The organism is Chryseobacterium nakagawai, assembly GCF_900637665.1.
In the GTDB taxonomy this organism is placed as follows: Bacteria; Bacteroidota; Bacteroidia; order Flavobacteriales; family Weeksellaceae; genus Chryseobacterium; species Chryseobacterium nakagawai.
The window spans coordinates 3,445,376-3,471,385 of record NZ_LR134386.1 but is presented as its reverse complement, the minus strand read 5'-3'; the positions used below and the strand labels follow the sequence as shown (position 1 = coordinate 3,471,385).

At 34.1% G+C, this 26,010-nt stretch carries 22 protein-coding genes; 13 read left to right on the top strand and 9 right to left on the bottom strand.

The annotated features are described in order from the left end of the window. Positions 1 to 184: 184 nt before the first annotated feature. Complete coding sequence (locus tag EL260_RS15690) at positions 185 to 544, bottom strand: prevent-host-death protein (protein ID WP_123856238.1); 360 nt, start codon at positions 542 to 544, stop codon at positions 185 to 187. A gap of 344 nt (positions 545 to 888) precedes the next feature. Between EL260_RS15690 and EL260_RS15685 the strand changes: the two genes are divergently transcribed. Both EL260_RS15685 and EL260_RS15680 read left to right on the top strand, forming a co-directional pair. Continuing rightward, a complete protein-coding gene (locus EL260_RS15685; protein WP_123856237.1) occupies positions 889 to 1,989 on the top strand; it encodes a lactonase family protein in 1,101 nt (366 codons plus the stop codon). A gap of 97 nt (positions 1,990 to 2,086) precedes the next feature. Beyond that, entirely contained in the window at positions 2,087 to 2,443 is a 357-nt protein-coding gene (locus EL260_RS15680) for a DUF488 domain-containing protein (RefSeq protein ID WP_317126511.1), read from the top strand. Positions 2,444 to 2,564: 121 nt separating this feature from the next. Here EL260_RS15680 and EL260_RS15675 read toward each other — a convergent pair whose 3' ends face one another. The 3 genes from EL260_RS15675 to EL260_RS15665 all read right to left on the bottom strand — a co-directional run bounded on the left by EL260_RS15675 (position 2,565) and on the right by EL260_RS15665 (position 5,377). Beyond that, positions 2,565 to 3,770, bottom strand: a complete 1,206-nt coding sequence (locus EL260_RS15675; RefSeq protein WP_123856236.1) for an MFS transporter — start codon at positions 3,768 to 3,770, stop codon at positions 2,565 to 2,567. 88 nt (positions 3,771 to 3,858) lie between these two features. Then, complete coding sequence (locus tag EL260_RS15670) at positions 3,859 to 4,770, bottom strand: helix-turn-helix domain-containing protein (protein ID WP_123856235.1); 912 nt, start codon at positions 4,768 to 4,770, stop codon at positions 3,859 to 3,861. 94 nt (positions 4,771 to 4,864) lie between these two features. Next, positions 4,865 to 5,377: a hypothetical protein gene (locus EL260_RS15665; RefSeq protein ID WP_123856234.1), complete on the bottom strand. Its 513-nt coding sequence runs from the start codon at positions 5,375 to 5,377 to the stop codon at positions 4,865 to 4,867. Positions 5,378 to 5,490: 113 nt separating this feature from the next. Between EL260_RS15665 and EL260_RS15660 the strand changes: the two genes are divergently transcribed. Beyond that, the gene (locus tag EL260_RS15660; RefSeq protein ID WP_123856233.1) at positions 5,491 to 6,915 is read left to right on the top strand and encodes an aminotransferase-like domain-containing protein; all 1,425 of its coding nucleotides are present in this window, start codon (positions 5,491 to 5,493) and stop codon (positions 6,913 to 6,915) included. 58 nt (positions 6,916 to 6,973) lie between these two features. Here the strand turns inward: EL260_RS15660 and EL260_RS15655 are convergent, their stop codons facing one another. Further along, positions 6,974 to 8,497, bottom strand: a complete 1,524-nt coding sequence (locus EL260_RS15655) for a M1 family aminopeptidase (protein WP_123856232.1) — start codon at positions 8,495 to 8,497, stop codon at positions 6,974 to 6,976. A 300-nt stretch (positions 8,498 to 8,797) separates the two neighbouring features. Between EL260_RS15655 and EL260_RS15650 the strand changes: the two genes are divergently transcribed. After that, positions 8,798 to 8,974 carry a histone H1 gene (locus EL260_RS15650; protein WP_034684091.1) on the top strand — a complete coding sequence of 59 codons (177 nt, stop codon included), beginning with the start codon at positions 8,798 to 8,800 and terminating at the stop codon, positions 8,972 to 8,974. 1 nt (position 8,975) lies between these two features. Here the strand turns inward: EL260_RS15650 and EL260_RS25615 are convergent, their stop codons facing one another. Next, positions 8,976 to 9,152, bottom strand: coding sequence for a hypothetical protein (locus EL260_RS25615; RefSeq protein ID WP_164466528.1), 177 nt, complete (start codon positions 9,150 to 9,152; stop codon positions 8,976 to 8,978). A 57-nt stretch (positions 9,153 to 9,209) separates the two neighbouring features. Here EL260_RS25615 and EL260_RS15645 point away from each other — a divergent pair, with 57 nt between their 5' ends. The 8 genes from EL260_RS15645 to EL260_RS15610 all read left to right on the top strand — a co-directional run bounded on the left by EL260_RS15645 (position 9,210) and on the right by EL260_RS15610 (position 18,418). Further along, entirely contained in the window at positions 9,210 to 10,370 is a 1,161-nt protein-coding gene (locus EL260_RS15645; protein WP_123856231.1) for a carboxypeptidase-like regulatory domain-containing protein, read from the top strand. A 154-nt stretch (positions 10,371 to 10,524) separates the two neighbouring features. Then, the gene (locus EL260_RS15640; RefSeq protein WP_123856230.1) at positions 10,525 to 12,096 is read left to right on the top strand and encodes a M28 family peptidase; all 1,572 of its coding nucleotides are present in this window, start codon (positions 10,525 to 10,527) and stop codon (positions 12,094 to 12,096) included. Between the two features lie 266 nt (positions 12,097 to 12,362). Continuing rightward, positions 12,363 to 13,493, top strand: coding sequence for a hypothetical protein (locus tag EL260_RS15635; protein ID WP_123856229.1), 1,131 nt, complete (start codon positions 12,363 to 12,365; stop codon positions 13,491 to 13,493). Positions 13,494 to 13,530: 37 nt separating this feature from the next. After that, positions 13,531 to 14,034 (top strand): DUF4280 domain-containing protein, encoded by a 504-nt coding sequence (locus EL260_RS15630; RefSeq protein ID WP_123856228.1) that lies wholly within the window; start codon positions 13,531 to 13,533, stop codon positions 14,032 to 14,034. Between the two features lie 21 nt (positions 14,035 to 14,055). Further along, the gene (locus tag EL260_RS15625) at positions 14,056 to 16,689 is read left to right on the top strand and encodes a peptidoglycan-binding domain-containing protein (RefSeq protein WP_123856227.1); all 2,634 of its coding nucleotides are present in this window, start codon (positions 14,056 to 14,058) and stop codon (positions 16,687 to 16,689) included. A 2-nt stretch (positions 16,690 to 16,691) separates the two neighbouring features. Further along, positions 16,692 to 17,549, top strand: a complete 858-nt coding sequence (locus tag EL260_RS15620) for a hypothetical protein (protein WP_123856226.1) — start codon at positions 16,692 to 16,694, stop codon at positions 17,547 to 17,549. Positions 17,550 to 17,631: 82 nt separating this feature from the next. Further along, a complete protein-coding gene (locus EL260_RS15615) occupies positions 17,632 to 17,847 on the top strand; it encodes a hypothetical protein (protein ID WP_123856225.1) in 216 nt (71 codons plus the stop codon). A gap of 4 nt (positions 17,848 to 17,851) precedes the next feature. Then, a complete protein-coding gene (locus EL260_RS15610; protein WP_123856224.1) occupies positions 17,852 to 18,418 on the top strand; it encodes a hypothetical protein in 567 nt (188 codons plus the stop codon). Between the two features lie 39 nt (positions 18,419 to 18,457). Here the strand turns inward: EL260_RS15610 and EL260_RS15605 are convergent, their stop codons facing one another. The 3 genes from EL260_RS15605 to EL260_RS15595 all read right to left on the bottom strand — a co-directional run bounded on the left by EL260_RS15605 (position 18,458) and on the right by EL260_RS15595 (position 22,121). Next, positions 18,458 to 19,090, bottom strand: coding sequence for an HAD family hydrolase (locus EL260_RS15605; RefSeq protein WP_123856223.1), 633 nt, complete (start codon positions 19,088 to 19,090; stop codon positions 18,458 to 18,460). Between the two features lie 152 nt (positions 19,091 to 19,242). Further along, positions 19,243 to 21,366 (bottom strand): Tex family protein, encoded by a 2,124-nt coding sequence (locus tag EL260_RS15600; RefSeq protein ID WP_123856222.1) that lies wholly within the window; start codon positions 21,364 to 21,366, stop codon positions 19,243 to 19,245. A gap of 89 nt (positions 21,367 to 21,455) precedes the next feature. After that, entirely contained in the window at positions 21,456 to 22,121 is a 666-nt protein-coding gene (locus tag EL260_RS15595) for an O-methyltransferase (protein ID WP_123856221.1), read from the bottom strand. A 262-nt stretch (positions 22,122 to 22,383) separates the two neighbouring features. Here EL260_RS15595 and cas9 point away from each other — a divergent pair, with 262 nt between their 5' ends. Beyond that, on the top strand, positions 22,384 to 25,995 hold the full coding sequence (gene cas9, locus EL260_RS15590) for a type II CRISPR RNA-guided endonuclease Cas9 (protein ID WP_123856220.1): 3,612 nt from the start codon (positions 22,384 to 22,386) through the stop codon (positions 25,993 to 25,995). The last annotated feature ends 15 nt before the right edge of the window (positions 25,996 to 26,010 follow it).

Here is a 26,010-nt window from a genome sequence, read left to right as displayed (position 1 = left end):
AAGATTTATAAACTTCCAGGCTTATTATATAATAGTTTCAAATGATTCAGTGGTAAAATTCAGTGAATTCTACGATGAAAATTCTTCAGCATTGGGAAGGATCGTAAACCTCCATGAAGAATATAAATTGATAAGACCGACTCAAAGAAATAGAGAGTCAATGAAGAATCAATTGCAAAAAATATTAATTAAGATTATAGTTTGTAATGACCAGGCTCAATATAAAATGTACATAATTCTGATCTGTTTCCTGTCTGTTAATCAGCTTGTTTTTATATTCGTAAGAATTTAATGCCTGCGTTAATTTCTGATAGGTTTCAAAATTGTCATCTTTAATTTTTACCCTTATATTGCCATCTTTCCTGTTAATGAGTTGATTATCTAATGTTCTTACTTTAAATAAAACGTTAGATAATTTCGGACGGAAATTCATTGCCCCGATATATCTTTCAACAATATTGATTTTGAATGTATCAAATATGATGTTGTGAAAAACAATTTTAGAGTTAGGCTCTTGAGTATTGAGCTCGAGCTTATAATTCATTATAATTTAAATTTTAGTAAAGATTAGCCTTAATTATATCAATAATAAAGCCTTGTTAATAGATCATTCCCATAATCATGATAACATATTTTCTGATACAGGAATTAATGAGTAAAGATAAAGTTTTTTATTGATAAAAAAGTATGGGAAGATTAAATATAATGGATTTATGATGACATGTTGGAGGTAATGAAGTTATGAAATAGGTTACTGTAAGGTCATTTGAAAATATTTTTAGGATTTAAATATTTCAACTCATACAAAATATCTAACTTTAAACTTCTCACTATATTCTCAAAACATTCGAAAAAAACTAATAAAAATTGAAAAAAACGTTATGTACAATGCTTATTATTTTAGCAGGCTTAAAATTATGTGCACAGAATACCTATGTGTTTTTTGGTTCATTTAATCATAATAAAGAAACCGAAGGAATTTACGTCTATGAATTAGATACCCTCAAAGGAAGACTATCGAAAGTAACTTCTGCTAAAGGAGTTTTAAATCCATCATTTCTGACACTGTCACCAGATGGAAAATATGTTTTTGTCTGTACAGAAAGTAAAACCAAAAATGCAGGAAGTGTAAGTAGTTTTGAGTTTAATGCTGAAAAAAAGTCTCTTACTTATATCAATAGCCAGAAAAGTGGTGGGGAGAATCCTGTTTATCTTGCAGCTCATAAGAGCGGAAAATGGTTGATTAATGGAAATTATACCGAAGGAAGTACTTCTGTTTATCCCATTTCACAAAATGGAGTGATACAACCGAGGGTTCAGAATTTTCAATTTTCAGAAGGAAGTATAAATCAGGACAGGCAGGATCGGGCTCATATTCATTCAACCGTTTTTTCTCCTGATTTTAAATATGTGTTTTTACCGGATCTTGGAGCCGATAAAATAAGAACCTATAAATTTGAAGCGGATAAAAAAGAACCATTGACAGAAGCCGAAAAGTCTTTCACTCCAACTCCTTTAGGTAGTGGACCAAGGCATTTTACTTTTCATCCCAATGGAAAATTTGGCTATTGTATTGAAGAAATGGGCGGTGCTGTAAGTGTTTACCAGTATGATAATGGAAAACTGGAACCTATTCAGAGAATCAATACCCATTCCGATCAGTTTAAAAATGACTTTGAAAGTTCAGATATTCATATTTCTCCGGATGGACGCTATCTGTATGCTTCAAACCGAGGAAAGGAAAATAACATTGCTATATTTTCAATTTTGAATGACGGGACATTGAAAACGGTAGGATATCAATCTACAAAAGGAAATCATCCAAGAACCTTTACGATTGACAGCACCGGAAAGTTTTTAATTGTAGCTCATCCTGTAAGCGGAACTGCCGTTGTCTTTAAGCGGAATTCAGAAACAGGATTGCTGAAAAAAGTAGGCAGAGAAGTGAAATTAAACGGTGTTTCTACCGTTCAGATCAGAAAATACTAATATCGAATAGGTTGAAATTCAAAGTGATGAAATTCAATAATGAGAAATAGATTTTGCTGTTGTAATACTCATTTTATAACGTTTAATTAACTTTTATATGATGCCTGAAATTGTATTAAAAAGAGTCTATGAAACGCCTTCTCCTCATGATGGTTATCGGGTTCTTGTAGACCGTTTATGGCCTCGTGGACTGACTAAAGAAGCAGCAGATATTGATGAATGGAACAAAGATCTTGCGCCTTCTTCAGAATTGAGAAAATGGTTTCATCATGATCCTGAACGATGGAAAGAATTTTCAGAAAAATATCTGAAAGAGCTCCATGAAAATAAGCCTGGAAAGGAGTTTCTGGACCAACATAAAGGCCAGGAAAAGATCACATTGGTATATGCTGCAAAAGACGAAGAACATTGTCATCCCCTTATTTTAAAAAGTTATTTAGAAAGCCTGAAGTAAATTAACGTTGCTTTATCCTGAGTGAAACGCCTCTGCCATCCTTTATAACATTTTCAAGAGCATAACTTCGAAATTCCTGTTTGAAAAATAAAATAACAAGCAATAAATAAAAAAGCAGAGATCAATTCTCTGCTTTTTCTTTTTTTACGGCCCGATTCATAATAAGAATTATTCCCAATAGAAAAATAGCAATGATAAGGTATCGCCAGGAAAGATCCTTTTGTTCCGTTACTGTTCCACTTACGGAAATAATAAAGCTGGTGATTGAAGTGATAACATAAACCAGTCCGCCCATCAATCCGCCGGCTGTTCCTGCATTTTTAGGAAAATACAGCATACTCGTTGTAAAAAACGAAGTAAATAAAACGCCCGAACAGATATGAATAAAAAAGGCAAAAGGAATCATTATATAAAGACTCTCTGCAAAGTAGCTGGTGGTTATTAATCCTGCAATTAATATCAGTTGAAGGATAATAGGCAATAAAATTCTCGATTTAAAATCCAAACCAAGTCTGCGTTTTCCTATAAAGCCTCCTATCATCCATGAAAACCCTAAAATCAGGGTACAATATCCAATCACTACAGGAGTAAAGTGGAAGGTGTTTTCAATAATGAAAGGGCCGGTAATATTGAATAGCATCACAATAGAGTAGCTTAATCCCAGAATAATGATTCCGAGCATGAAGATTTTGTTTTTAAGCATCATGGAATACAGGTTAATATTCTCTGAAAGATCCAGTTTCTTTTTTTGCGGAAGACTTTCACCGCTGAAGAACCACTCGAACAGAAATAAAAATCCTGCATAAAAAGCAAGGAAATAAAAGTTAGCATGCCAGTTAAAAAGCTTTTCAAGGTAACCGCCGAGGAAAGGAGCCAAGATAGGACCACAAGACCAGGCAATCGTAAAATAACTCAGGTAATGCTTTACCCGTTCGGCATCATAAAGATCTACAAAAATAGCACGGGTAGCCACAACAAGTACAGAAACGGCAACTCCCTGAAGGATGCGGAGTAAGCATATTAATAAAATACTATTGGTCATAGTAATGAAAATACTGCTCAGGATCAAAATAAATAAAGCAAGTAATTTAGGACGGTAACGACCGATACTGTCCAGAATTCCGCCCACAAATAATTGAGAAATTCCGTAGCTCAGCAGGTAAGAAGTTAAAGTGATCTGTATATCTTTTTCTGAAACCATCATTTCCTTGGCCATAGAAGGGAAGGATGGCAGGTAAATATCAGTAACAAACCCCGAAAGCGGGATAGACACAAAGGCCATAATGGTTATTAATCTGATGCGTTTCTCAGATGCTTCTCTCAACATATTCATTCATTTTTTACCATGCAAAAATACTTCAAGAATAGAAAATTGAGTTTTAAAAGACAAAGTAAAAATTACAAAATTCAAATATTTAAAAAGAGTTCTTGAATTTTAATGGCGAAGTCTCTGCATACTTTTTAAAGAAATTATTAAAATGGGATGGCTGCTCAAAACCAAGGGTATAACCAACTTGGGCAATATCCCAGTTCGTGTATTTCAGAAGATTTTTAGATTCCTCAAATATTTTTTCTTTTATAATTTGCGTGGTCGTGAGGCTTGTAACCGATTTTACAGATGAGTTCAAATGGTTGACATGTACATTCAGATGATCTGCGAAAGCAGAAGCCGTTTTTAAAGCTAAAGGGTAGGCTGGAGAATCTAAAGGGAACTGTTTGTTCAGGAGCTCATCAAACAATCTGTACAGTCGGACATTGGCAGGAAGGTCATTAAGACTTACATCCTCCACACGGTTTTCCAGGGCAAGGTGCAAAACAGAGGCAAGGTTACTTTTAATACCATTGCAGCGAAAAGGATAGGTAGAATGGTTCAGTTTGTACATCTGCTCAAAATACATGGTAGCCAGTTGGATCTGTTCCTCATCCAGGAATATAAACGGTTTGCTCCATTCTTTAAATAACGATGTCTTTTTAAACAAGTTAAATTCTGAATTTACATTAAAAAATTCCTGATTGAATAAACAGGAAAACCCTTCCTGAAAATCATCTTCACATTCCCATGTATAAGGAATATTGGGTGATGGAAAAAATAGAGCCGGGCGGTCAACATATAGGGTGTGGGTTCCATAATAGGCCGTTCCTTTTCCTATGATAAAGCATATTTTGTAATAATCACGTCGGTTATAAGGGCTTTTAAAACTGCAATATTTTCTCGGAATGATGTTGAAATGGGTTTTTCCGGTCTCAAGATCTGCATCAGATATTTCGAGAATATTTCTACGGGTACGTTTGTAGTAGTCTTTTATGGTTTCCAGTTGATCACTCATTGTATCAGAATTATAAAAATCAAAGATAGACAAATCTTTGGTTTTTAAGATTTGCCTTCAATAGTTTTTATGAGTGGTATTGATCGAAGATCTATTAATTCTTACTGATATTCATTTCTACAATATAAGACGGAAGCTGAAATGGAGGAGTTTTTGCATTTTCTTTAATAATAAAGCCACACTCTTTTAAAAACTCCAATAAAGGATCTTCTGCAAAGATGTTGGCCCAGATAATATCGGTAAAAGAAGCTGCCGTTTTGCATTTCTTCCATAGAGATTCACGAATTTCTTGGGTATCATATTCCCGAAGAATAATAAAATTAAGTTCTGTAAGCCTTTTATCTCCGTCTGAACCCGGATATCCAGAACCACTTTTTAGAATACCATAGCCTACAGGTCGCTCATCTGCATATGTGATAATAAGCTGATTAGACAGGTTGTTGAGCTCATTAATCATTTTCCTTGGGTCCCAGTCTTCTATATAGTGCCCGATCTCTTCCTCTGAAACATGTTCTTTGTAAGTGGTGTTTACATAAGATTTGATCATTGTAAAAAGATCATCAACGCCTTCGTCAGAACCTATGGTAAATTTTGAAATGATTTTCATTCTTTTTTCTTCAAAATTATAAGATTAATTTATTCAGAAAGGATACAGATGGTTAAAATGTAACCGGTACAGGTTCTAATTTTGTAAATTTGTTCAGTACAGATTGAGATGAGATGATGAAAACTTATAAATACGAAGCTTTTACAACGATTATTGAAGAACAGATTCGTAACGGAATTTTACAGGCTGGTGAAAAGCTACCCTCCATTCGGGAAATAAAAGAAAGATATACTCTGAGTACAAGTTCAGTACAGAGCGGTTTCGAATATTTAATGATTAAAGATTTGATTGAAAGTCGTCCACGCTCAGGATATTTTGTAGCTGATAAAAGAGAAGAGAATATTCCAGAAGCCAGAGCAAAGCTTCCTTCTGTTGTTCGGGATGAGGAATTTATGAAGAATATACGGCTTACTTCCAAAAGAATTTCAGAATCAAGTTCCTTTAATACAGCAGTTCCTGGTGATCTCTTGATTCCTCAAAAACTGATTCTAAGAACCATGCAGGAAGTGATCCGGGAAAAAGGAGCTTCTCTGCTGAGATATTATCCTTCCAATGGGCTTGAAGCATTGAGAAAGCAGATTGCAAAGCAAATGGCAATGTATGGCTGTTCCTTCAATCCTGATGAACTGATTATTACAGACGGTGCTTTGCAGGCGCTTACGATTGCATTAAGTTCTGTAACCAGGGCAGGTGATGTTGTTGCAGTAGATAGTCCGTGTGTATTTTCCATTTTGGAAGTTATTGCCAATCTGGATTTGAAGGTTATTGAAATCCCTGTTCATTACCGAAGTGGCTTTGATACTGAATATTTTCGAAATGTGTGCACTGAAAATGAGATCAAGGCTCTTATTGTTACCCCTAATTTTCATAATCCAACCGGAATCCTGATGAGTGATAGAACCAAAAAGGATGTCTTGGAAATAGCAGAAAGCCATCACATATGCATTATTGAAAATGATATGTATTCTGATCTTTATTTTGAAGAAAAAAGACCATCCAGCATTAAAAGCTTTGATGAAAAAGGATGGGTAATAACCTATTCTTCATTTTCAAAAACTCTGGCTCCCGGAATTCGTTTAGGTTGGCTGTATGCTGGACCATTTTATGCCAAGGCAGAAAGAGCAAAGTTTGCACTGGGCCGATCAGTATCTCCTATTTATCAGGAATTGATCCTTAAGTTTTTACAGAAAAATAGCTATGAAAGACATTTACGGTCATTCCGTAAAAAGCTCAATCAACAGGCTACCCAGTTACTTGAAGTCCTGAGAAAGTCATTTCCGGAAGGGGCTTATTTCCATAGACCTCAAGGTGGATACAGTATTTGGGCACAAATGCCGGAAAATATGGACATGAAGAAATTTTATAAGTATTGTGAATCAAAGAACATTTTATTTACACCTGGAAGCACATTTTTCCTTACAGATAAATACGACCATCACTTCAGAGTTGTTTTTGCAGAAAGAATAACTCCTGAAAGTCTTCATCTATTAAATAGAACGGGAATGAAAGCTTGTGAATTTATTTTAAATGGAAACTAAGGCTGAGACTATTTGTTAAAAGAGAAAACTATTTTTCAGGGAGATTGAGATCCATGTTTTATTTAGTCATATATTTGATATTCTTACTCTTATCAACTTCCAATTGGGGAATTGTATCCGTTGTAGGAAAAGAAAAGCCATCTATCCATTTTTCTTTCTTAAGATCAATATCTTCACCGCCTATTATATGTTTCTGAAAGAAATAAGAGATATCCTGTTCCAGATATTTCTGAACAAGATCAAGGAAAAGCTCATCCGTAAACTTTACACTTTTCTCAGTACAGGTTTTCAGAAGCTCCCGCATCAGGTCGTCTAGAGATTTTTGGTAATTGGTTTTCAACATAATTTGATTATCCAGCCAGAAGGCAAAAATAGCCCCTCGTCTATAGGGAACCTTTTCTATATTTCTGCTTTTCCAGAAGTCATCTTTTATTTTGTAATTAGGAATGTTTTTTTCAGGATTCTTCCAATGACTTTTAATGATTTCGGTGTTAAAAAGCTTTTGCCATTCCTCCATTGAGATATCTTTTATTCTCAATCTGTTTTTGTAGGTATAATAATCAGTAAAACCTTCACTGAACCAATAATTGAGCTCTTCATGCTTATTTTGAATTTTATTTCCAATCCATTCATGCATTAATTCATGATGAAAAAGGTACAGGTATGAATTCTTGTTATTGAAAGGATTATTGGTTCCCTGGATCATAAATGCATTTTTAATAGCAGAACCTGTAGTACTGTATCCTTTATACAGGCTGTCTTTTTGGGAAACAGTGGGAGTCATGGTAATGGTAAAATAATCCTGATCGTAATCTTGCCAGAAATCCCTTTGAGATTGTACGGCTTTCTTAAGATTGGAAAATAAAAAATCATCTGTAAAACCGTTGTTCCATTCGCCCCTCAAGGCAAAATAAATAGGTTTATCATGTACTTTAAAATTGTAAAACCTGTAATCACCACCTATAAAAAGAGAGTTATAAAAGCCATCCCAAAGAGTTGTTTTGATTTTCTGTTTGTGAAGTTGAGAGGCGAAATTATTATGAAGTTTAAACTTTTCCGGAAAATTGATCCATTCAACAGAGAATTCAAATTCTACCTCATCAGACGTTTTCGTGAAAGAGAATGGAACCATGAAAAGATTCTTTCCTAAAACATGAAAGAATGTGTTATTGATTCTCGGGCGGTTGAATATCTTATAATTAGGATCTGTAAAATCTTGCTTGACGTGATAAATTAGGGAAAATTCAGTTCCTTTTTTCTTTTGGAGCTTAATCGTATTGCTTTCAGGAATAGTTTCAAAAGTAATATCAGGGTTTTCTTGCTTTACTATTGCCAGGTTTTTAAAAAGGTCTTTTTCGCCCCAGCTTTCATTAGCGTAGTAAAAGGATAAAGTATCAGAGGCTTTTTTCAGCTTATAATCTACCTGTACTTTTAAACCGTTCTTTGCAAGGTTTTCATTATAATAAACTTTATAGCTAATCTTGTTTTGTGAAAAGGCAAATAATGGCAATATAAACGTTAGGAAAAATATTTTCTGAACATGGATTAAGTCGTTTTTCTCAAATGTAATATAAAAATCCAAGATAGGAGATAAACTTGGATGTGTTTTGAAAAAATAAAGAAGGTCTTAAACCTTTTAAAAATATTGTAGCCATTATAAAGAAAATTTTGAAGAAAAATGAATGGGAGAATCGTGGAAGAAATTTGATCTATCCAGGATTTCAACAGGATTTTTGTAAAAAGTGAAGGGCTAAAATCGATAAAAATCGGTTCAAGGGTAGAAATATGTTAAAAATTCAGTGATTTTGCCCAAACTTTTTTCTTTGCTACTAGGCTGGAATCACCATAAAACCTATATTTGCAGCCTAAATTTTTAAATATAATGAAAGAACTAATTGAAAAAATCAACGCAGAATTTGAAGCGTTCACAACTGAGGCAAACCAACAAGCGGAAAAAGGAAACAAAGCAGCTGGTACAAGAGCTCGTAAATCAGCTTTAGAACTAAGCAAATTGTTTAAGGATTTCAGAAAAGTTTCTGTAGAAGAATCTAAGAAGTAATTCAACCTTTAGCCGGCTTTTGTAGCCGGTTTTTTTTTACCCATAGCGCAATCAGTTTCTCAAGATTGCCATGATTTCTCAAAGCATCAAAAGTTCCGATCTTAAATGAATTTGAAAAGCCGAAAATAAATTCATGTCTATTGATTTCGTTTTTAGCCTCAAATATTAAATTTTTCATTGTAGAATGGTTATCATCTGTATAATTTGTATTTTAGAAATATCAATTACACAAAATATGATGAAACATTCTTATTTACTGTTTATTCTGTTTTTTAATCTTTTTTCAGCCCAAAAGCTTCAGGTTGTAGATTCTGAAAATGGAAAACCGATTCCTAATGCAAGAGTTCTTTTGCATAATCAAATTGTTTATACTAATGAAGAGGGTTTTGCGCCCGTAGATCAAAGCTCGGTAAACTTTGAAATTTCAGCATCGGGATTTCAAAAAGCAATAATTCAAGAATTTTACTCTCCCATAAAGCTAAAAAGAGGGTATAAAAAGATTGATGAAGTAAAACTGATAAAAGTAGATTTGAAAGATATCTTTGAAGATGTTGCCAGCCATTACAAAAAAAGATACTATAATGAACCTTCCCTTTATGATGTTACTTATAAAGAAAAAAGGAGTGATAATAACCAGATTCATTTTTTAGTTATTGCAGAAACAAAGTTATGGAGTAAAACTAATTTTTATAATCACAACAAATCTTTTGATAATAATCTCCAAATGCAGCTGAATAATGTAAAATACTTTAAAGATCTAAAATCAGACAGCATGTTTGTAAAGGGAATCAAGAAATTCTCTGATGAATATATGGGAAATTATTTCTTTAATTTTGAGTTAAACAGGGCTTTGGCCCATGTAAAAAATAAGGCATCTAAATATTCCGGATGGATATTTTTCGAACAAGGTAACGAGCAATTCATCACATTTAACATTAAGTCAGGATTAGGGATTGAGATGAAAGGAGAATTGAAATATAATAAGGCTGATAAGGTGATTACTTATTTTGAAATTCATTATTTGCAGGACCAATATCCAATGGTTAAAAGAAGAACTGGAGCAGGAGAAGAGTTTGATTATCAGTTAGGAAATGCAATGCTCGTTTTTGATTTTTACAAAAAAGAAGGAATATATGTTCCTGCTATGAGCAAGATTGAAGGTAATAAATTTGTTGCTTATTATAAAGGGGTTAAACATGAGCGGAAAATCAGCAGAGAACTTATTTACAATACTTTTAAGAAATCAGATGAAAAAGGACTAACTCCTAGAGTAGATTTTGCTAAAGACATTTGGGATAATACTTTGGTAAAAGAAAATAAAAATAATACAATTTTATTGACCACCGAGGAACAGGCTTTTATCAACAAAAAGCTACCGGATTTCGAATCAAAATAGATGGGAATGACATGCTGCCAACTTAATATAATAGATTGAAAATTTCATTTTTCTTCAAAAATGAGTCTGAATGCTGATGTCTAAAGACTTTTTTATTCTATTTTTTTTATCATCTCCGTAATTTCCTTTATCTTTAATGCAATCAATATACATTATGAGGATAAATAGATTTTTTGCAGTACCGGCTGTCATGTTGGCTGCTCAATTTTCATGGGCTCAGGTAAAGGTAGACCCAAAAGAAAACCTTAACCCAATCATAAAAAGCATTGTAGATGAAGTGAATAACAATTCCCAGCTTGAAGGGATGGCGTATGAGCTTCTGGATGGGATAGGACCACGTCTTGTGGGAACTCCGGAAATGCTTGCTGCTAATGAGTGGAGCGCTGAAAAGCTACGCTCATGGGGAATTGATGCCAACCTTCAGCAGTTTGGAACCTGGAAAGGGTGGCAGAGAGGAACTACCCATGTTGATATGGTGTTTCCAAGAACTAAATCTTTGACAGCTACTCAGCTGGCGTGGAGCCCTGCTACTAAAAAAGCAGTTGAAGCAGAGGTAATCATTCTTCCAAGAGTGTCTTCTAAGGCAGAATTTGACAAATGGCTTCCCGCTGTAAAAGGAAAGATTGTGCTGATGGCCCAATATCAGAAGATAGGACGTTCTGATGAGCAGATCAAGGAGTTTGCAACCCCGGAACTTTATGAAAAACTTAAGGCAGAAAAAGATCAGGCAACCAAGGACTTTGCAGCTTATGTAAAGAACATTGGATATGATAATAATACTCTTCCTCAAGCATTAGAAAATGCAGGTGCGGCTGGAATTGCCATTTCAAACTGGACCGGGATTATGGGTGCAAACAGGATCTTCGGAGCCAAAACATCCAAAATTCCAATGATTGATATTGATGTGGAAGATTATGGGATGCTTTACAGAATGGCAGAGAAAGGAGCTCAGCCTAAAATTAAAATAGATGCTCAGTCGAAAGTTCTTCCCGATGCGAAAAGCTTTAATACCATCGGTATGATTAAAGGGAAAGAAAAACCGGATGAGTATGTCATTTTATCTGCTCACCTTGATTCTTGGGATGGAGCTCAGGGAGCCACAGACAACGGAACAGGAACACTGACGATGCTGGAAACCATGAGAATTCTTAAAAAATATTATCCTAATAATAAAAGAACAATTGTGATCGGACTTTGGGGAAGCGAAGAACAAGGATTGAATGGTTCAAGAGGCTTTGTAGTAGATAATCCTCAGATTATAAAAGGAACACAGGCTGCATTTAATCAGGATAATGGTACCGGACGTGTCATCAATATCAGTGGCCAGGGATTTGTGAAAGCTTATGATTATATCGGAAAATGGCTTGATGGTGTTCCAAAAGCAGTAAGAAACCACATTAAGACTGATTTCCCTGGAATGCCTGGCGGTGGTGGATCAGACCATGCTTCATTCGTGGCAGCTGGAGTACCTGGATTTTCGCTAAGTTCCTTGAATTGGGGCTATTTCGGATATACATGGCATACGACAAAAGATACCTATGACAAAATCGTTTTTGATGAGGTGAAGAATAATGTGATCTTAACAGCAGCATTAGCTTATATGGCTTCTGAAGATCCTGAATTCACCAATAGAGAAAAAAGAGTAATGCCTAAAGATGATAAAGGAAACCTGGTACAATGGCCGGAAGTAAAAGAACCTAAAAGAAGTTCTAAAGATTATAAATAATAAAAGATTCTATATCCATAGAATTACTTGAATGAAAGAGGTTGCCTGCAAAGGTGACCTTTTTTATTGTTTCACTTCGTTCATTTTTGAAATACAATAGATATTGCCATTTTAGAGCAGATGATTTCTTTGTTTTGTACAATATTTTTGTTTTTTGTACATATTTTACATGAAAATATACAATAAAAAAACATGTAAATACAAGAAGATGTAAAGTGTGGATTTTTAATTTTAAAAAATTTTTAGAATTAAAAACACACAACATTATGAAAAAAAATATTTCAGATCGGAAAGATCCGATTCATACGACTGACCCTATAAACAAGCAAAACTTTTATGCCGTAAAGTCTGGAGAGACGCTGGAAAGCATTGCTTTGGATCTTATGCTTGAAAATCCCCGGTATCTTCTCGAATATCATAATCAGCGCTGTAGTTTCCTGGATACAATTCCTGAGAACGGAAGATTAAGGCTGATGCAAAAGCTTTGTATTCCCGCTCCGGAAGAAATTTCGGAAATAAATACAATTATACAGGAACGGGGAGAAAGTGTATATAAGTCATTTTCTAAAGGAAAAATTCCCTTCAATGCTGAGGCGGTTTCCGGAGTATATAAGGTCAGGCAAACCGAAAGTGATGATGGAATACTGAAGAGTGAATATGCTTATTCAATCTATTGTAATTATATAAAAGAAGAGGAAAAGGGATACCGTATTCATTTTTCAATGAGTGATTTCACTAAAGATGGTGAAGAACTGGAACAGAAGATCAACAGTCTGGCTTCAGCGTTTGTGAAAATTATTTATCCGGTAACATTCATTATAGATCGTTCTGGAAAATTGGTGGCTGCAGAAACTCATAAAGAGATCCGGCATATAATAAATGAAATTGAAGCATTAAAAAAATATCATCAAGGCTCTTATGCATCGCTGCATATCAATCAGATGAAAGATAAAATGGCTCATCCAAAGGTTATTTATAGCAGTTTGAAAACTATAGTACCCGTACAGTTCATTTTCAGTTCTTTTTATCAGGCTCATTATAATATACAAGGCTTTTCAGTTCCATATACAGATGAATTTTCATGGCTGGCTCCAGCTTCTCCTATCAGAATGGAAATAATTAATCAAACCTTATCAGAAGAAAAATCCGGATGTATAGAAGTAGTACAGACAGGGAAATCTGTGGATTACCGGACGGTTGAAGAATTGTACGATACGGATTGGGAATATGATGAGCTGGAAAAACCTCATTCAAAATCACTGATCGCCAGCCATTCGGCAATATATACATTAAAGGCTGCTGATTTTTCTATACAGAAAATAAAAGCAGGGTTTCATATTCAGATGGCCGATTATGAAAAGTCCATGACTTTTGAGCTAGAAAAATTAGCAGGATAATTAAAAGAACACAATTGAACCCACACAACACAAAAAAATGTCAGAAAATTTATCAACACACAACGGAAAGCATTTTGTCATCCAAAAAGGCAAAGCCAGCTGCAATCAGGGAGATGTGTTCCCTCAGTTTAAGGTAAATTCCCATCAAAAGCATTATTGGAACCAACAAGACGTTACAGCAGATTATCTTGCGGTAACAGAAGAAGATATACACTTCAATCCTGCCGGGCCAAGCTTCGGAAAATGCAGATTAAAACCCACATCTGGCGGATATTTACCCTGTGCGTATGTCCCTGCCGGAAAATGGCAAAAGACTTATGAAAAGGTAAATATTATGGGGAAAAGCTGCCTTTCTGAAATCTCCGAACTGATGTGCAGTACTGGAGGAATGATTACTGTGAAGGAACATGGCCAGACTTCTACTATGAACAGGCAAGGTATAACACTTGCTGATCCCCAAAGTTACCATCTTATTAATCCGTTTATGGATTTAAAAGAATCTCAGGCAGAACTGGAAGAACCCGATCCGATTTATGAATAAAACATTTCAAAACTAACAAGTATGGCAAAATTGACTATTACAGGCAATACCCAACCTATTGTTGGAAATACGGAGGCATATTCACTTTCAGTCTTTGATAATCTGATGTCTTCCAATTCTTTTTCTTTTCCACCACTCAAAGTACAATGGAATATTCATGTAAAGGATCAGAAAGGATGGCGGATTACTCATGGGAATGTCAAAGATGGAGAACAAATAACCTATAAATTCACCCATAAAAGCTTAAAATACAAAGCTTTAAAAATTGAAGTGACAAGAGGGAAGGACAAAGGTGAATTGTATATACAACCACAGCCGGCTGAAGAACCCAAAATACTCCGTGTAGATCTATTAGATATTAATTCTCAGCGACTGCAGAAAGGAAAACTACTTTATTATACAGATACTTTAATTGCTAAGGCCCATTGTGTGGGAATGTTCGGACATAAAGTATCTTTTACTTTATGGGAAGACGATGCAATAGGTGAGGGGCATGATCCGGTTATTAATATGATGAACAGGATCAATCCGGTGCCTCTTGTTGGGGAAGTGGATCATGAAGGGATTGCTAAAGTCATTTTCAGGTTACCCAGCTATACCATGGCTGTACAGATCGCTAATGCCCAGGTGGCCAGGGGAGATCAAAATGAAGGGAAAACCCATGAGTATTATGTGACGGCAGAAATGGCTTCCAAACATATTCTGAAGGCCAGTCCCAATGTAAATGTGGCTAATCCCACTCATGTTCCTGAGCCTCCTAAAAAGCAAAAGCCCAAAGAAACGCTTCTCGCTCACAGAAAACCTCCGGTGGCTCCTGAAAAGAAAGACACAAAGCCTGCTAAACCCAAACCTAAAGAGAATACTCCAAAGTTTCCGCAAACTCCGGCGGCCTGGAAACAGGCCGATCCTGAAGGAAAGATTATAAGTGTGGAATTTACAGATGCTACAGGAAAGCCTTTGAAAAATGCTAAAACTGGCGATGTTGTATCTATTAAGATCAGCACCCGGAATATGAGTGGGAAAAATGTAAAGGTAAGGATCTGGGAAGAAGATTTCTCACGCTATAGCAATGATCTGGTATATGAAGTATCCGCAAAGCTGGCTTACAATACGACAAACTTTATCAATGGGGTTGTCTTAACAAAAGATATGTATACCAAAAGCTACGAATGGGGTGAAGGGAACGAACGGGAATATTTTATAGAAGTTGAGCACTTGAATACCTCTGTAACCTCTCAGGTGATTCCGGTAAGCCCGGATGCTGAACCGGTGAAAGTGGAGGCTAATGATTCTCCCTCGATTATTAAAGGAGCAAAATTAGAAACTAAAAATTGTGGTGGTAAATATTGTATTGACAAAAACTCCCCTCCAAGCGAACTTATAAGAGAAATTAATATTCGTTTAGCCGGTTTTGGAGGCAATGTCCCAACAGATAAATTTACGGACAGAACCGAAAAAATGATTAAACAGTTTCAGAGAGATTATATGAAAGTTCCTGAAACTGGAAAAGTTTGTGGAAGTGTTTTAAAGGCAATTGATGAGTTTTCAAATAAATATTCAATTCCTTTTAAGCGCATTAAATGTAAATGTGGTAAATGTTCTGGTTTTGGAAATGGAAAATATTTTGAGCAGGCACAAAAAAATAATATTTCTGAAAAATATAGGAAATATGAGTATCCAGGAATACACCGTTCAATATATTGGGCAACTAAAGCAATCATGCATTATTTTGCAACGTTAGAAAGTGCATTGGGATATAAAATAGGTGACATTTCTTCAGGATATAGATGCCAAGAAGATAATGTTATTAATAAACGGGGTACAACTAATCATATGGGAAAGGCATTAGATTTACACGTATATAAAACAAACGATAATAAACGAGCAAATGGAAAAGACAGGGGAGCGAAAGAAGGTAGAAGCCTTTTTTCAAAATATTCAAACGCTAGAATAAATTGGACTACCAAAAATGAATTTTCATTAGAACCAGCTAATATTGCTCCCACTTGGATACATGTTGATGTTCGGGAGTTTGAATTAATTTACTTAAAAGATCAATTTTTTGTAAGCTCTGCCCAAACAGCAGAAGGAGGTAATATTATTTCTATTGCAATGAAATTCAGTAATAATATGTGTAGTTGTGGGGGTGATTTTTCATCTGACCATAAAGAACAAAAAATAGAGCATATAGATAAAGAATTTGGTATTGAAGATGCTAGAGAAGCATTAAAATACATCAATGATAATTTCGGACGAGAAAGAGCTGTTGTTATTGAGAAAATGTATCGGCTCGAAACATCACATTTTACATCTTTACAATATAAGGAGACAGGTACACCTGGAATGGAAGCCCATGGAGAAGCTCCTTATTATGGATGGAATTCTAAGTACTGGGAAAAGAATCCAGAGTATATTCCAATGGGATTAACTGGAATTAAAGAAGGGATAGGAATTGGCTACAATAAACAAGATACAAAAAATAATAAACAATTTATTGTTTTTCCATCTGTTAAAGCAGGTATGCTATATTTAAACGCTTATATAGACAGGTACAATGGAAATTATGCCAGATGGTATAGCACTTCTGAAGAGGGGCAGAAAAAGTATATAGAGTCACTAAAAGGAATAAAACCACACATAGTAAATAATTTTTAAAAATGAAAAATTTAGTATTGTTTTTATGCATTATAGTTGTAAGCTTATTAAATGTATCATGTAAAAAAGGTGAAGCATTATTGATTTCATCAAAGAATAAAAATAATGAAGCATATAATATTCAGGTTAATGAACAGAATAATAATGCTTTATTAAATTTTGTAAAATCTACATCCTTTGATTTTAAAGGATATTCTTTAGGAAAAGTCGGGGCATATATAGATAATATAGCAAATAATTTCGCTCTAATAAAGATATATATTGAAAACTCTGGAGGTACCGGAACACTAGGGTGGATAAAAGTTGATTTTTTAAGTGATAAGGCCTATGATATTACTATCAATCCGGAAAATCCTAAAGGATTAACATTCAATAAAGAAAAGTATTTAGCTTTTAAGAATGAAATTCTTGATAATGAACCTGCAAATAAGGCTATAAATGATACCATAAAAGCTCATAAGCTTCCAATTGAGTGGTCCTCAGAAAACAATTTATTATCTGTGAAATTATCAGATACATTTTTCAATATAGAAATGGACAATCCAAACAATGATCATTTCATTACCTATTTATCTAAAACAAAAAGCTTTATACCTATTATTTTGTCGAATTGTTATGAATCAGGATATTGTGAGGAATATTTAATTACCATAAAAGATAATAAGGAATATTCTAAATTAAAAATTTATTATAATACAGCTCCTGATGGAAATTTGAAAAATTATGAAACAAGAGTTTATAAAATTAATGAAGATTTTGTTATTGAGCTAAAAACAGAAAAATATATTAATGATGAGCTCATTTCTGAAAAAAAAGAAAAGTATAAAATCAATCCTGAGGGAAAAATAATTCTACATTAAAAAAGAAGGAGCTTTCGGGATAGGTGATAATAGAGATATTTAGGTGAGGATAGCTTTTGTATTAACTATTGTTGCAAAATAATTGCTTCAAAAAATAAATATATCTAAAGATATTAAAGAGGTAAAAAGTGGGAATACAGCTAATGCATCTAAACAAAATGTCAAAGCAAGGCATTTACACTTTGAAATTACTGATGCAAAAACGACAGGAGACGGTCTGAATAATAGAGAAAACCCTGCATTTTATGTAAGGCTAAAAACTCCAAATAAAAATAGGCAGGAGAATAATAAAAACTAACCAGATGAAAAAAATTATACTAAGCATTTTCTATTTTATTGGAACACTGTTGATATCATGCTTTGGTGATGGAAGTCATAAACAGAAAAATATTAAACAGAAAATAAATGTTGATACAATAAATACTAGGCGAGCGGATAATATAAATAATTATGATAATGAACTGGAATCTAATGATGAAATTATAGAAGATAAACAGTTTTCAAAATGGAAAGATGAATATCATTACTTTTTCCAATATATAGATCATAAGGGAATTTCATCTGATTTGAAAGCCAAAATTAACTTAATAAAATCAGATAGTTGTGTTTTTGAAAGTTGGTTTGAAGATCCAAATGATGAACAATACAATAAAAATGGGTATTTAAAGCTGTTAGGGCATATATATGTTTCAGATGATAAAAATTTAAAAATTATTTTTTTAGAAAATACAGTATTAAACGGTGAATCTCCTGAGTTGGATCCGGTTTTCACTTTAATCAATAAAAAAAATGAATTTTATATTGAAAGTTTTTTGACCTCTCCACCTCATAACGGAATTATTGAAATGCCGATACAAAAAATCAAATAAAAATAAAGCCATCCCGCAAAACTGTGAGATGGCATTTATTTAAATATAATTCTTTAAATCAGACAATGTTGAAACCTGGGCTTCATGCGGTTTGGAAAGTTTTCCAAAACCATAGTCACAAAAAATAAAAGGCAATTCGTTGGAAGCAGCAGAATTATAATCCGTCTGCGTATCCCCAATGTATATAGAATTTTCAATGGATAGACCATTTCTTTCCATAAGGAGATGTATGTTTTCTGACTTTGTCTTTTGTGTACGTCCATGAGATTCAAAGTCTACAAATAGAGTGTTAAACTGGTAATATTCTAAAAAAGATTCAATATATCCATCCTGGCAATTGCTTACAATAAAAAGATTGTGGGTATTGGCCAGACTTTTCAATGTATCCTCAACACCTGGATAAAGAATGCCGCCTTGTATACGTGATATCTTATTTTCCTGGGCTACTACTTCAGAAAGGAGTTCCTCAATCTGAAGGTCTGAAATTCCTGGAAGCATATCCTTCAGAATATCATGAGCCAGTAAACCCATATATTGATTCATATCATCAGGTTTCAGTTCCTGTTGTATCAGTTGACGCTTACTTAAAACATCATTCCATATTTTGATAATCGTTGCTCTGGAATCCCATAAAGTTCCGTCCAGATCGAAAATTAAGTTTTTATAATTCAAAGTGTTTCTTTTTAATTACGATTTTTTTAATTTTATTAAGCAATTATTTGACCATTAAAACATGTACAGAGAGTAAAAAAAATTAAAGCGAAACTTACCTTAATATGCTCAACCTCTTAAAAGAATTTAATGGTTGAAATAATAGATATTGCTTATAAAATCATGCTTAATTGCACTCTTTTCCTTGCCTCATCCACTTCCGTTACCTTTACTCTTACATGCTGATGCAGTTTTACGACCTCATTTACATCAGAAACAAATCCGTCTTTAAGCTGAGAAATATGAACCAAACCACTTTCTTTAATTCCAAGATCCACAAAACATCCAAAAGCGGTAATATTGTTCACGATTCCCGGTAAGATCATACCTGCTCTCAAGTCTCTGATGCTTTTTACATGAGGATCAAATTCAAATACTTTGGCAGCTTTCCTCGGATCTAAGCCTGGTTTTTCAAGCTCCTTTAAAATATCTTTGATTCCCAGAATTCCGATGTCCCCGGTAATGTAATTTTCAGGTTGTATCAGGGCCACTTTTTCCTTATTGCCAATCAGTTCATCAGCTTTAATTCCCAGATCTTTAGCCATTTTTTCAACGATTCCATACGATTCAGGGTGTACCGCAGAGTTGTCCAATGGATTTTTTGAATTGGTAATTCGTACAAACGCAGCAGCCTGCTGAAATGCTTTTTCTCCAAGCCTTGGAACTTTCTTAAGCTGTTTTCTATCTTCAAAGGCTCCGTTTTCAGCTCTGTAGTTCACAATATTTTCAGCCATTTTCTCTCCAATTCCGGAAACATAACTTAATAAAGATTTACTAGCTGTATTTAAATTAATTCCTACAGAATTTACACATTTCATCACGGTAGAATCCAGTTCATTTTTCAATTGAGTCTGATCTACATCATGCTGATACTGTCCAACTCCAATAGATTTTGGATCAATTTTCACCAACTCAGCCAATGGATCAGAAAGTCTTCTTCCAATAGAAACCGCCCCACGAACAGTTACATCATAAGTTGGAAACTCTTCCCTTGCAATTTTGCTGGCAGAATACACCGAGGCACCCGCTTCCGAAACTACAAAAACCTGTAAAGGCTTATCAAAAGCAATTTTCTTGATAAAAAATTCAGTTTCACGGCTTGCCGTTCCGTTTCCGATAGAAATAGCTTCAATATTATAGGCATTCACCATAGAACGGATCTTTTTCATAGCCATTCCGGATTCATTCTGAGGAGCGTGAGGGTAGAGGGTTTCATTATGAAGAAGATCTCCCTTTTCATCGATACAAACCACTTTACAGCCGCTTCTGTAACCAGGATCAATCGCCAGAATTCTTTTTTCTCCCAATGGCGGAGCCAGCAGTAACTGACTCAGATTTTCAGAGAAGATCTCAATCGCTTTTTTATCCGCTTTTTCTTTAGCTTCCTGTAATGCTTCATTGGAAATAGCAGGTTCCAGAAGTCTTTTATAGCTGTCTTTAATCGCTAGAGCAATCTGTTCAGAACTTTCATTATTAGACTTGATAATCGCTTTTTCAATAAAATCGATAGCTTCTTCTTTATCAATCCCAACGTTGGTTTTCACAAAGCCTTCGGTCTCCGCTCTTAACATTGCTAAAAGCCTGTGAGAAGGGATTCTGCTGAGGTTTTCTTCCCATTCGAAATATTGGGAGAACTTTTGAGCATCTTCTTCATCCTTTTTAGCCTTCACAACTTTGGAAGTAACAACAGCTTTTCGTTGGAACAAACGACGCAGGTTCTTACGAACATACATATTTTCATTGATCCATTCTGCCATGATATCTCTGGCGCCCTGAAGGGCATCTGCTTCAGAAAGAACCTCATTATTCAAATATTTTGAAGCCAAAAATTGTACATCATTGTTCTTCTGACTCATAATGATTTTGGCTAAAGGTCCGAGTCCTTTTTCCTTGGCAGCATCAGCCTTGGTTTTTTTACGCTTTTTAAAAGGCAAGTATAAATCCTCCAGTTCTTGAATATCAAAGCTTTCTTCAATTCTTTGTCTCAGTTCAGGAGTTAAAGCACCCTGTTCTTCTATAGATTTTAAAATAGATTCCTTTCTCTTCATCATCTCCTCAAATTGTTTGCTGATCTTGGCGATCTGCTCAATTTGCGTTTCATCCAGGTTTCCGGTTTTATCTTTCCGGTAACGGGAAATAAAAGGAATGGTACAGTCTTCTGCTAATAATTGTAATGTATTGTTGATGCTCTTCTCAGAAATATCGAGCTGCTTCTGTATAAATTCTACGGTCGTCATTGTTCTGTTTTCGGAAGGCTAAAATAATGTTTTACAACGAAAAAAGGCGAGTTGCCCCACCTTGAATAGTTTTTCCTGTGAATTAAAATTTAATTGACAATTGCTATTGCCATTCCATCATATTCTTTTGCTCCTACGGTTTGCATAATTGTGGCGGTAACTTTTGGGTTGCCAGCCAGCATTTGATTAAAACGCTGTACCCCTCTCACTTTTTCATCATTGCTATTTTCATCCAAAATCTGGCCTTCCCGGATGACATTATCACAAATAATTATTGTTCCCGGATGAGACAGTTGTAATGCCAGTTCAAAATATTCAGTATAAGGGGGCTTATCTGCATCAATAAAAATAAAGTCGAAAGCTTCTTCACCTGTAGCAATGAGTTCATTCAATACATCCATTGCTTTACCGATTCGTAAATCAATCTGGTCAGAAAGGCCTGCTTTTGCAATGTTTTGACTGGCAATATCAGCGTGATGAGGATCAAATTCTACTGTAATCACTCTACCGTCTGCAGGAAGTGCTCTGGTCATCCAAATAGTACTGTAAGCACCTAAAGTCCCCAACTCTAATACACGTTTAGCCTTGCAGGTAAGAAGCATCAGTTGAAGAAACTTCCCCTGTGTAGGAGAGATGCTGATCTGAGGCATGGAAGCATCATCGAGAGATTGAATAGTTTCCTGGAGTACACTATCTTCAGTGGCTACCAGATTGCTGATATATTGATCTACTTTTTCAAATAATTGCTGATTCATATTTTAGATTTGATTGAAACGAAGGTAGTGAATTTTGAAAGCTGTTACAACTGAAGCTATAGTATTAAAAATAAAAATCCCCCGTATTGGAAGACGAGGGGGCTTAAATGTTTTCACAACGGAATAATCCTTATTGTGAATTGCTTTTCAAAATTATTAAGACAAATATAGAAGAAAAAATCTTTAATGTAATTATGGAAATCCGTAATTCGAATGATTTTTTTATTTCTATTTTTATGTAGTTATGAAAAACTAGATAATTATGAAGAAAATTATAGTTGGGGTAGATGTTGGAGTTTCATCTGTTGGAATAGCAGTTATGTCAGAGGAAAATCAAAAAAAAACAATAGAAAATTTAGCTGTAAGAATTGTTCCGGAAGATCCTGATTTTCATGGAAAGTTTTACTCTGGTAATACTGCAAGTAAAAACCTTGAGAGAACTATAAAAAGAGGAATCAGGAAAAATAATCAAAGATATAAAGCAAGACGAGATAAACTTTGCCAAACTTTGAAAAATAACAATATGTTTCCTGCTAATAATTTGTTCCATCTTTCTGCAACTGAACTTTATGGGCTAAGAGCAAAAGCTGCTTCAGAACAAATCTCTTTACAAGAATTAGGAAGAGTTCTAATTCTTATAAATCAGCGAAGAGGTTTTTTAAGCAATAGAAAATCTGTTTCGGAAGAAGAAAATTCAACTGAATATAAAGAACGGATTGCTGAACTTGAAAAAGCATTAGAAAATAAAACAATTGGTCAAAAACTTTATTCTGAATTAGAGGAAAGCAATAATACTTTTGAGGTTCTGATTCGAGAGCGGACTTATCAAAGAAGTTCTTATATAGAAGAATTTGATAGGATTTGGGATGAACAAAAAAAGTATTACCAAATTTTAACAGGAAGCCCAAATGAAGATAATAACAAAGGAACATTGTATGATTTAATTCGTAATAGAATCATTTACTATCAACGTCCTTTGAAAAGTCAGAAAGGTTTAATCGCTGAATGTTTGTTTGAGAAATATCATAAAGCAGCTGTAAAAAGTTCCCCTTATTTTGAATTATTTAGGATTTGGCAGAAAGTAAATGATTTATCTTGGAAGACTACAAATGGAGAGACTTTTAAACCAACGCCAGAGCAAAAACAAAAGTTAAAAGATGCCTTATGGAATGGGGGAAATCTGAATGCAAAATACAAATTATCAATAACTGAAATCAAAAAACTTTTAGGTTACGGAAAAAATGAAAAAATATATCTGAATTTTACTGAATTAGATGGAAGCAGAACCTGTGCGATATTAAAAAATGCGTTGGAAGAGGCAGGAATAGAAAATACTGAACAATACCTATTATTTAATTTAGATATCAGTGATGAAAAAGGAGGTTTATTTGAATTGTGGCATATTACCTATTCGTTACCGACAGAAAAAGAAGTGGTGAATGCATTAAAAAATCGTTTCGGATTTTCAGAAAATCAATCGAAAATTATTGCTAAAAAAGTTGGGTATCCTTCTGATTACGGAAGCCTTTCAACTCGTGCCATTCGAAAATTACTGCCACATTTGGAAAAAGGATTAGGTTACAGTGAGGCTTGTGATGAAGTTGGCTATGACCATAGTGGATATAAAACAGAAATAGGACTTAAACCAAAGTTAAAGCAACTTAAAAAGAATGAATTAAGAAATCCAGTTGTCGAACAAATTCTAAATCAGGTTGTAAATGTTATAAACCTTGTTATTGAGAAGTATGGTAAAATTGATGAAATAAGAGTTGAGTTAGCGAGAGAACTAAGGAATAGTGCGAAAACTCGAAAAAATATTTCTCAGGGGAATTCAAAGAATAAGAGGAATAATGATGTTATAAGAAAAAAACTTATAGAAGAGTATGGATTCAGGTTAGTTAATGGACGAGATGTAAAGCGTTATATTCTTTGGGAAGAAACTACTCACGAATGCTTGTATTGTAATAATCCTATTAATGGGACAGATATGCTTACGGGCAATGCGGACATTGAGCATATTTTGCCAAAGTCTCGTTCATTTAACAATGCGATGACTAATTATATTATTGCTCACAGAAAATGTAATTCCAATAAAAGGCAGAAAACCGCTTATGATTTTATGGAGTCTAAAGGAGAAGAAGCATTAGGACAATATATAGAAAAAGTAAATGCTTTGTATAATGATGGAAAAGGAAGTATTTCAAAATCTAAATTTGATAATTTGTTGTGCAAAGGTGAAGATATTCCTTCTGATTTTGTGGAAAGAATGAAAAAGGACTCCCAATACATCTCCAAAGAAGCGGTAAAAATGCTAAAAACCATTTGTCCGAATGTTTATACTACGACTGGGCAGGTAACTGATTTTTTGCGTGAAGAATGGGAATTGAAAAATCTTTTGCAGGAATTAACTTTCGATAAATATAAAGCAATTGGTCAGATAGAAGAAAAAACAATAAAAACCAATAATGGACAAACCAAAACTTTTGAAGTTATAACAGATTGGAGCAAAAGAGATGACCATAGACATCACGCTGTTGATGCTTTGATTTGTGCTTTAACCGATCAGAAAATTATTTTCAAGCTTAATAATCTCAACAAAATTTATCAATATGAAAGAGATGCATTGAGCCAAAAAGAAATAGAGGAGATTGAAGAATTTTTAGAAGGAAAGTTTTCTCTGAAAGAATTTTCGACACAACAGGGAAATATCATAGAATGCTCTATACCAAACATTCGCAAAGAAGTGCAAAAACATCTTGAAAATATTTTGATTTCTTTTAAAAAAGAGAATAGCAAGGTTCTTACAAAAAATATTAATGCACCTAAAAATATAGAACAGAAAACAACCTGGGTTCCCCGCGCAAGATTGCACGAAGATACTATTATGGGACGTGTAAAACGTATTTCTGAAAAGAAAATAAAACTCAACGATAAAATTCTAATGGAAGAAATCGAAATGGTTGTAAATCCTGAAATCAAAGAAATGCTTTATCAGCATCTTGCGAAATTTGACAATAATCTGAAAATTGCTTTTGATCAAAAAACGTTGAAAAGAGAACCGATTTCTTATAAGGATAATGAAGTAAAAGAATTTGGTGTTTATGAATGGGTAAATACGAAAAGAGTAAATATTGAAAGTTTTTTAACCGATAATCAAAAAACAAAGTCTGCTAAGGATAAGTTTATAGAAAATGTTCTAAAATCGGATAGAGGAATAGGAATTTTATTAGAAAAACGATTAAAAGAGTTTAATGGAGATTATAAGGAGGCATTCAAAAATTTATTTGAAAATCCTTTCATTACCAAAAATGGAATGACCGTTAAAAATGTGACAATTTATGATGAAAGCAAGGTCGAGAGAGTAAGAAATGGTTATGCAAAAACAGGCGGAAATCATCACGCTTTAATCTATAAAGATGAAAACGGAAAATACAATGATAAAGTAGTTTCATTTTGGGTAGCAGTAGAAATTGGATTGTTAAACATATCAGAACACAATAATCCTTATCCGATTATAAATAGAAATGATCATGATGAACTTGGTATTTTCCAATTTTCTATGCAAATCAATGATTTATTTGTATTTGATTTAAAGCATTCTGAAAATCCACAGGAAGAAAATGAAATCGACTTTTTTGATGTGAAGAACGGAAAGTTGATTTCAGATAAATTGTTTAGGGTTCAGAAAATGACAAAGAAAAGTTCTGGAGCTTTTGAAATAACATATAGGCATCATTTAGAGGCAAATCTTAATAGGAGTGATAAAGCTTTAAAGGGATATACTTGGGATGAACACGGCTCAAATAAACATTTAGAAAGGTTAACAAAAATCAGAATTAGTCATCTTGGGGAAATTATAAAAATTGGAGAATAATAAATTAGTATAAAA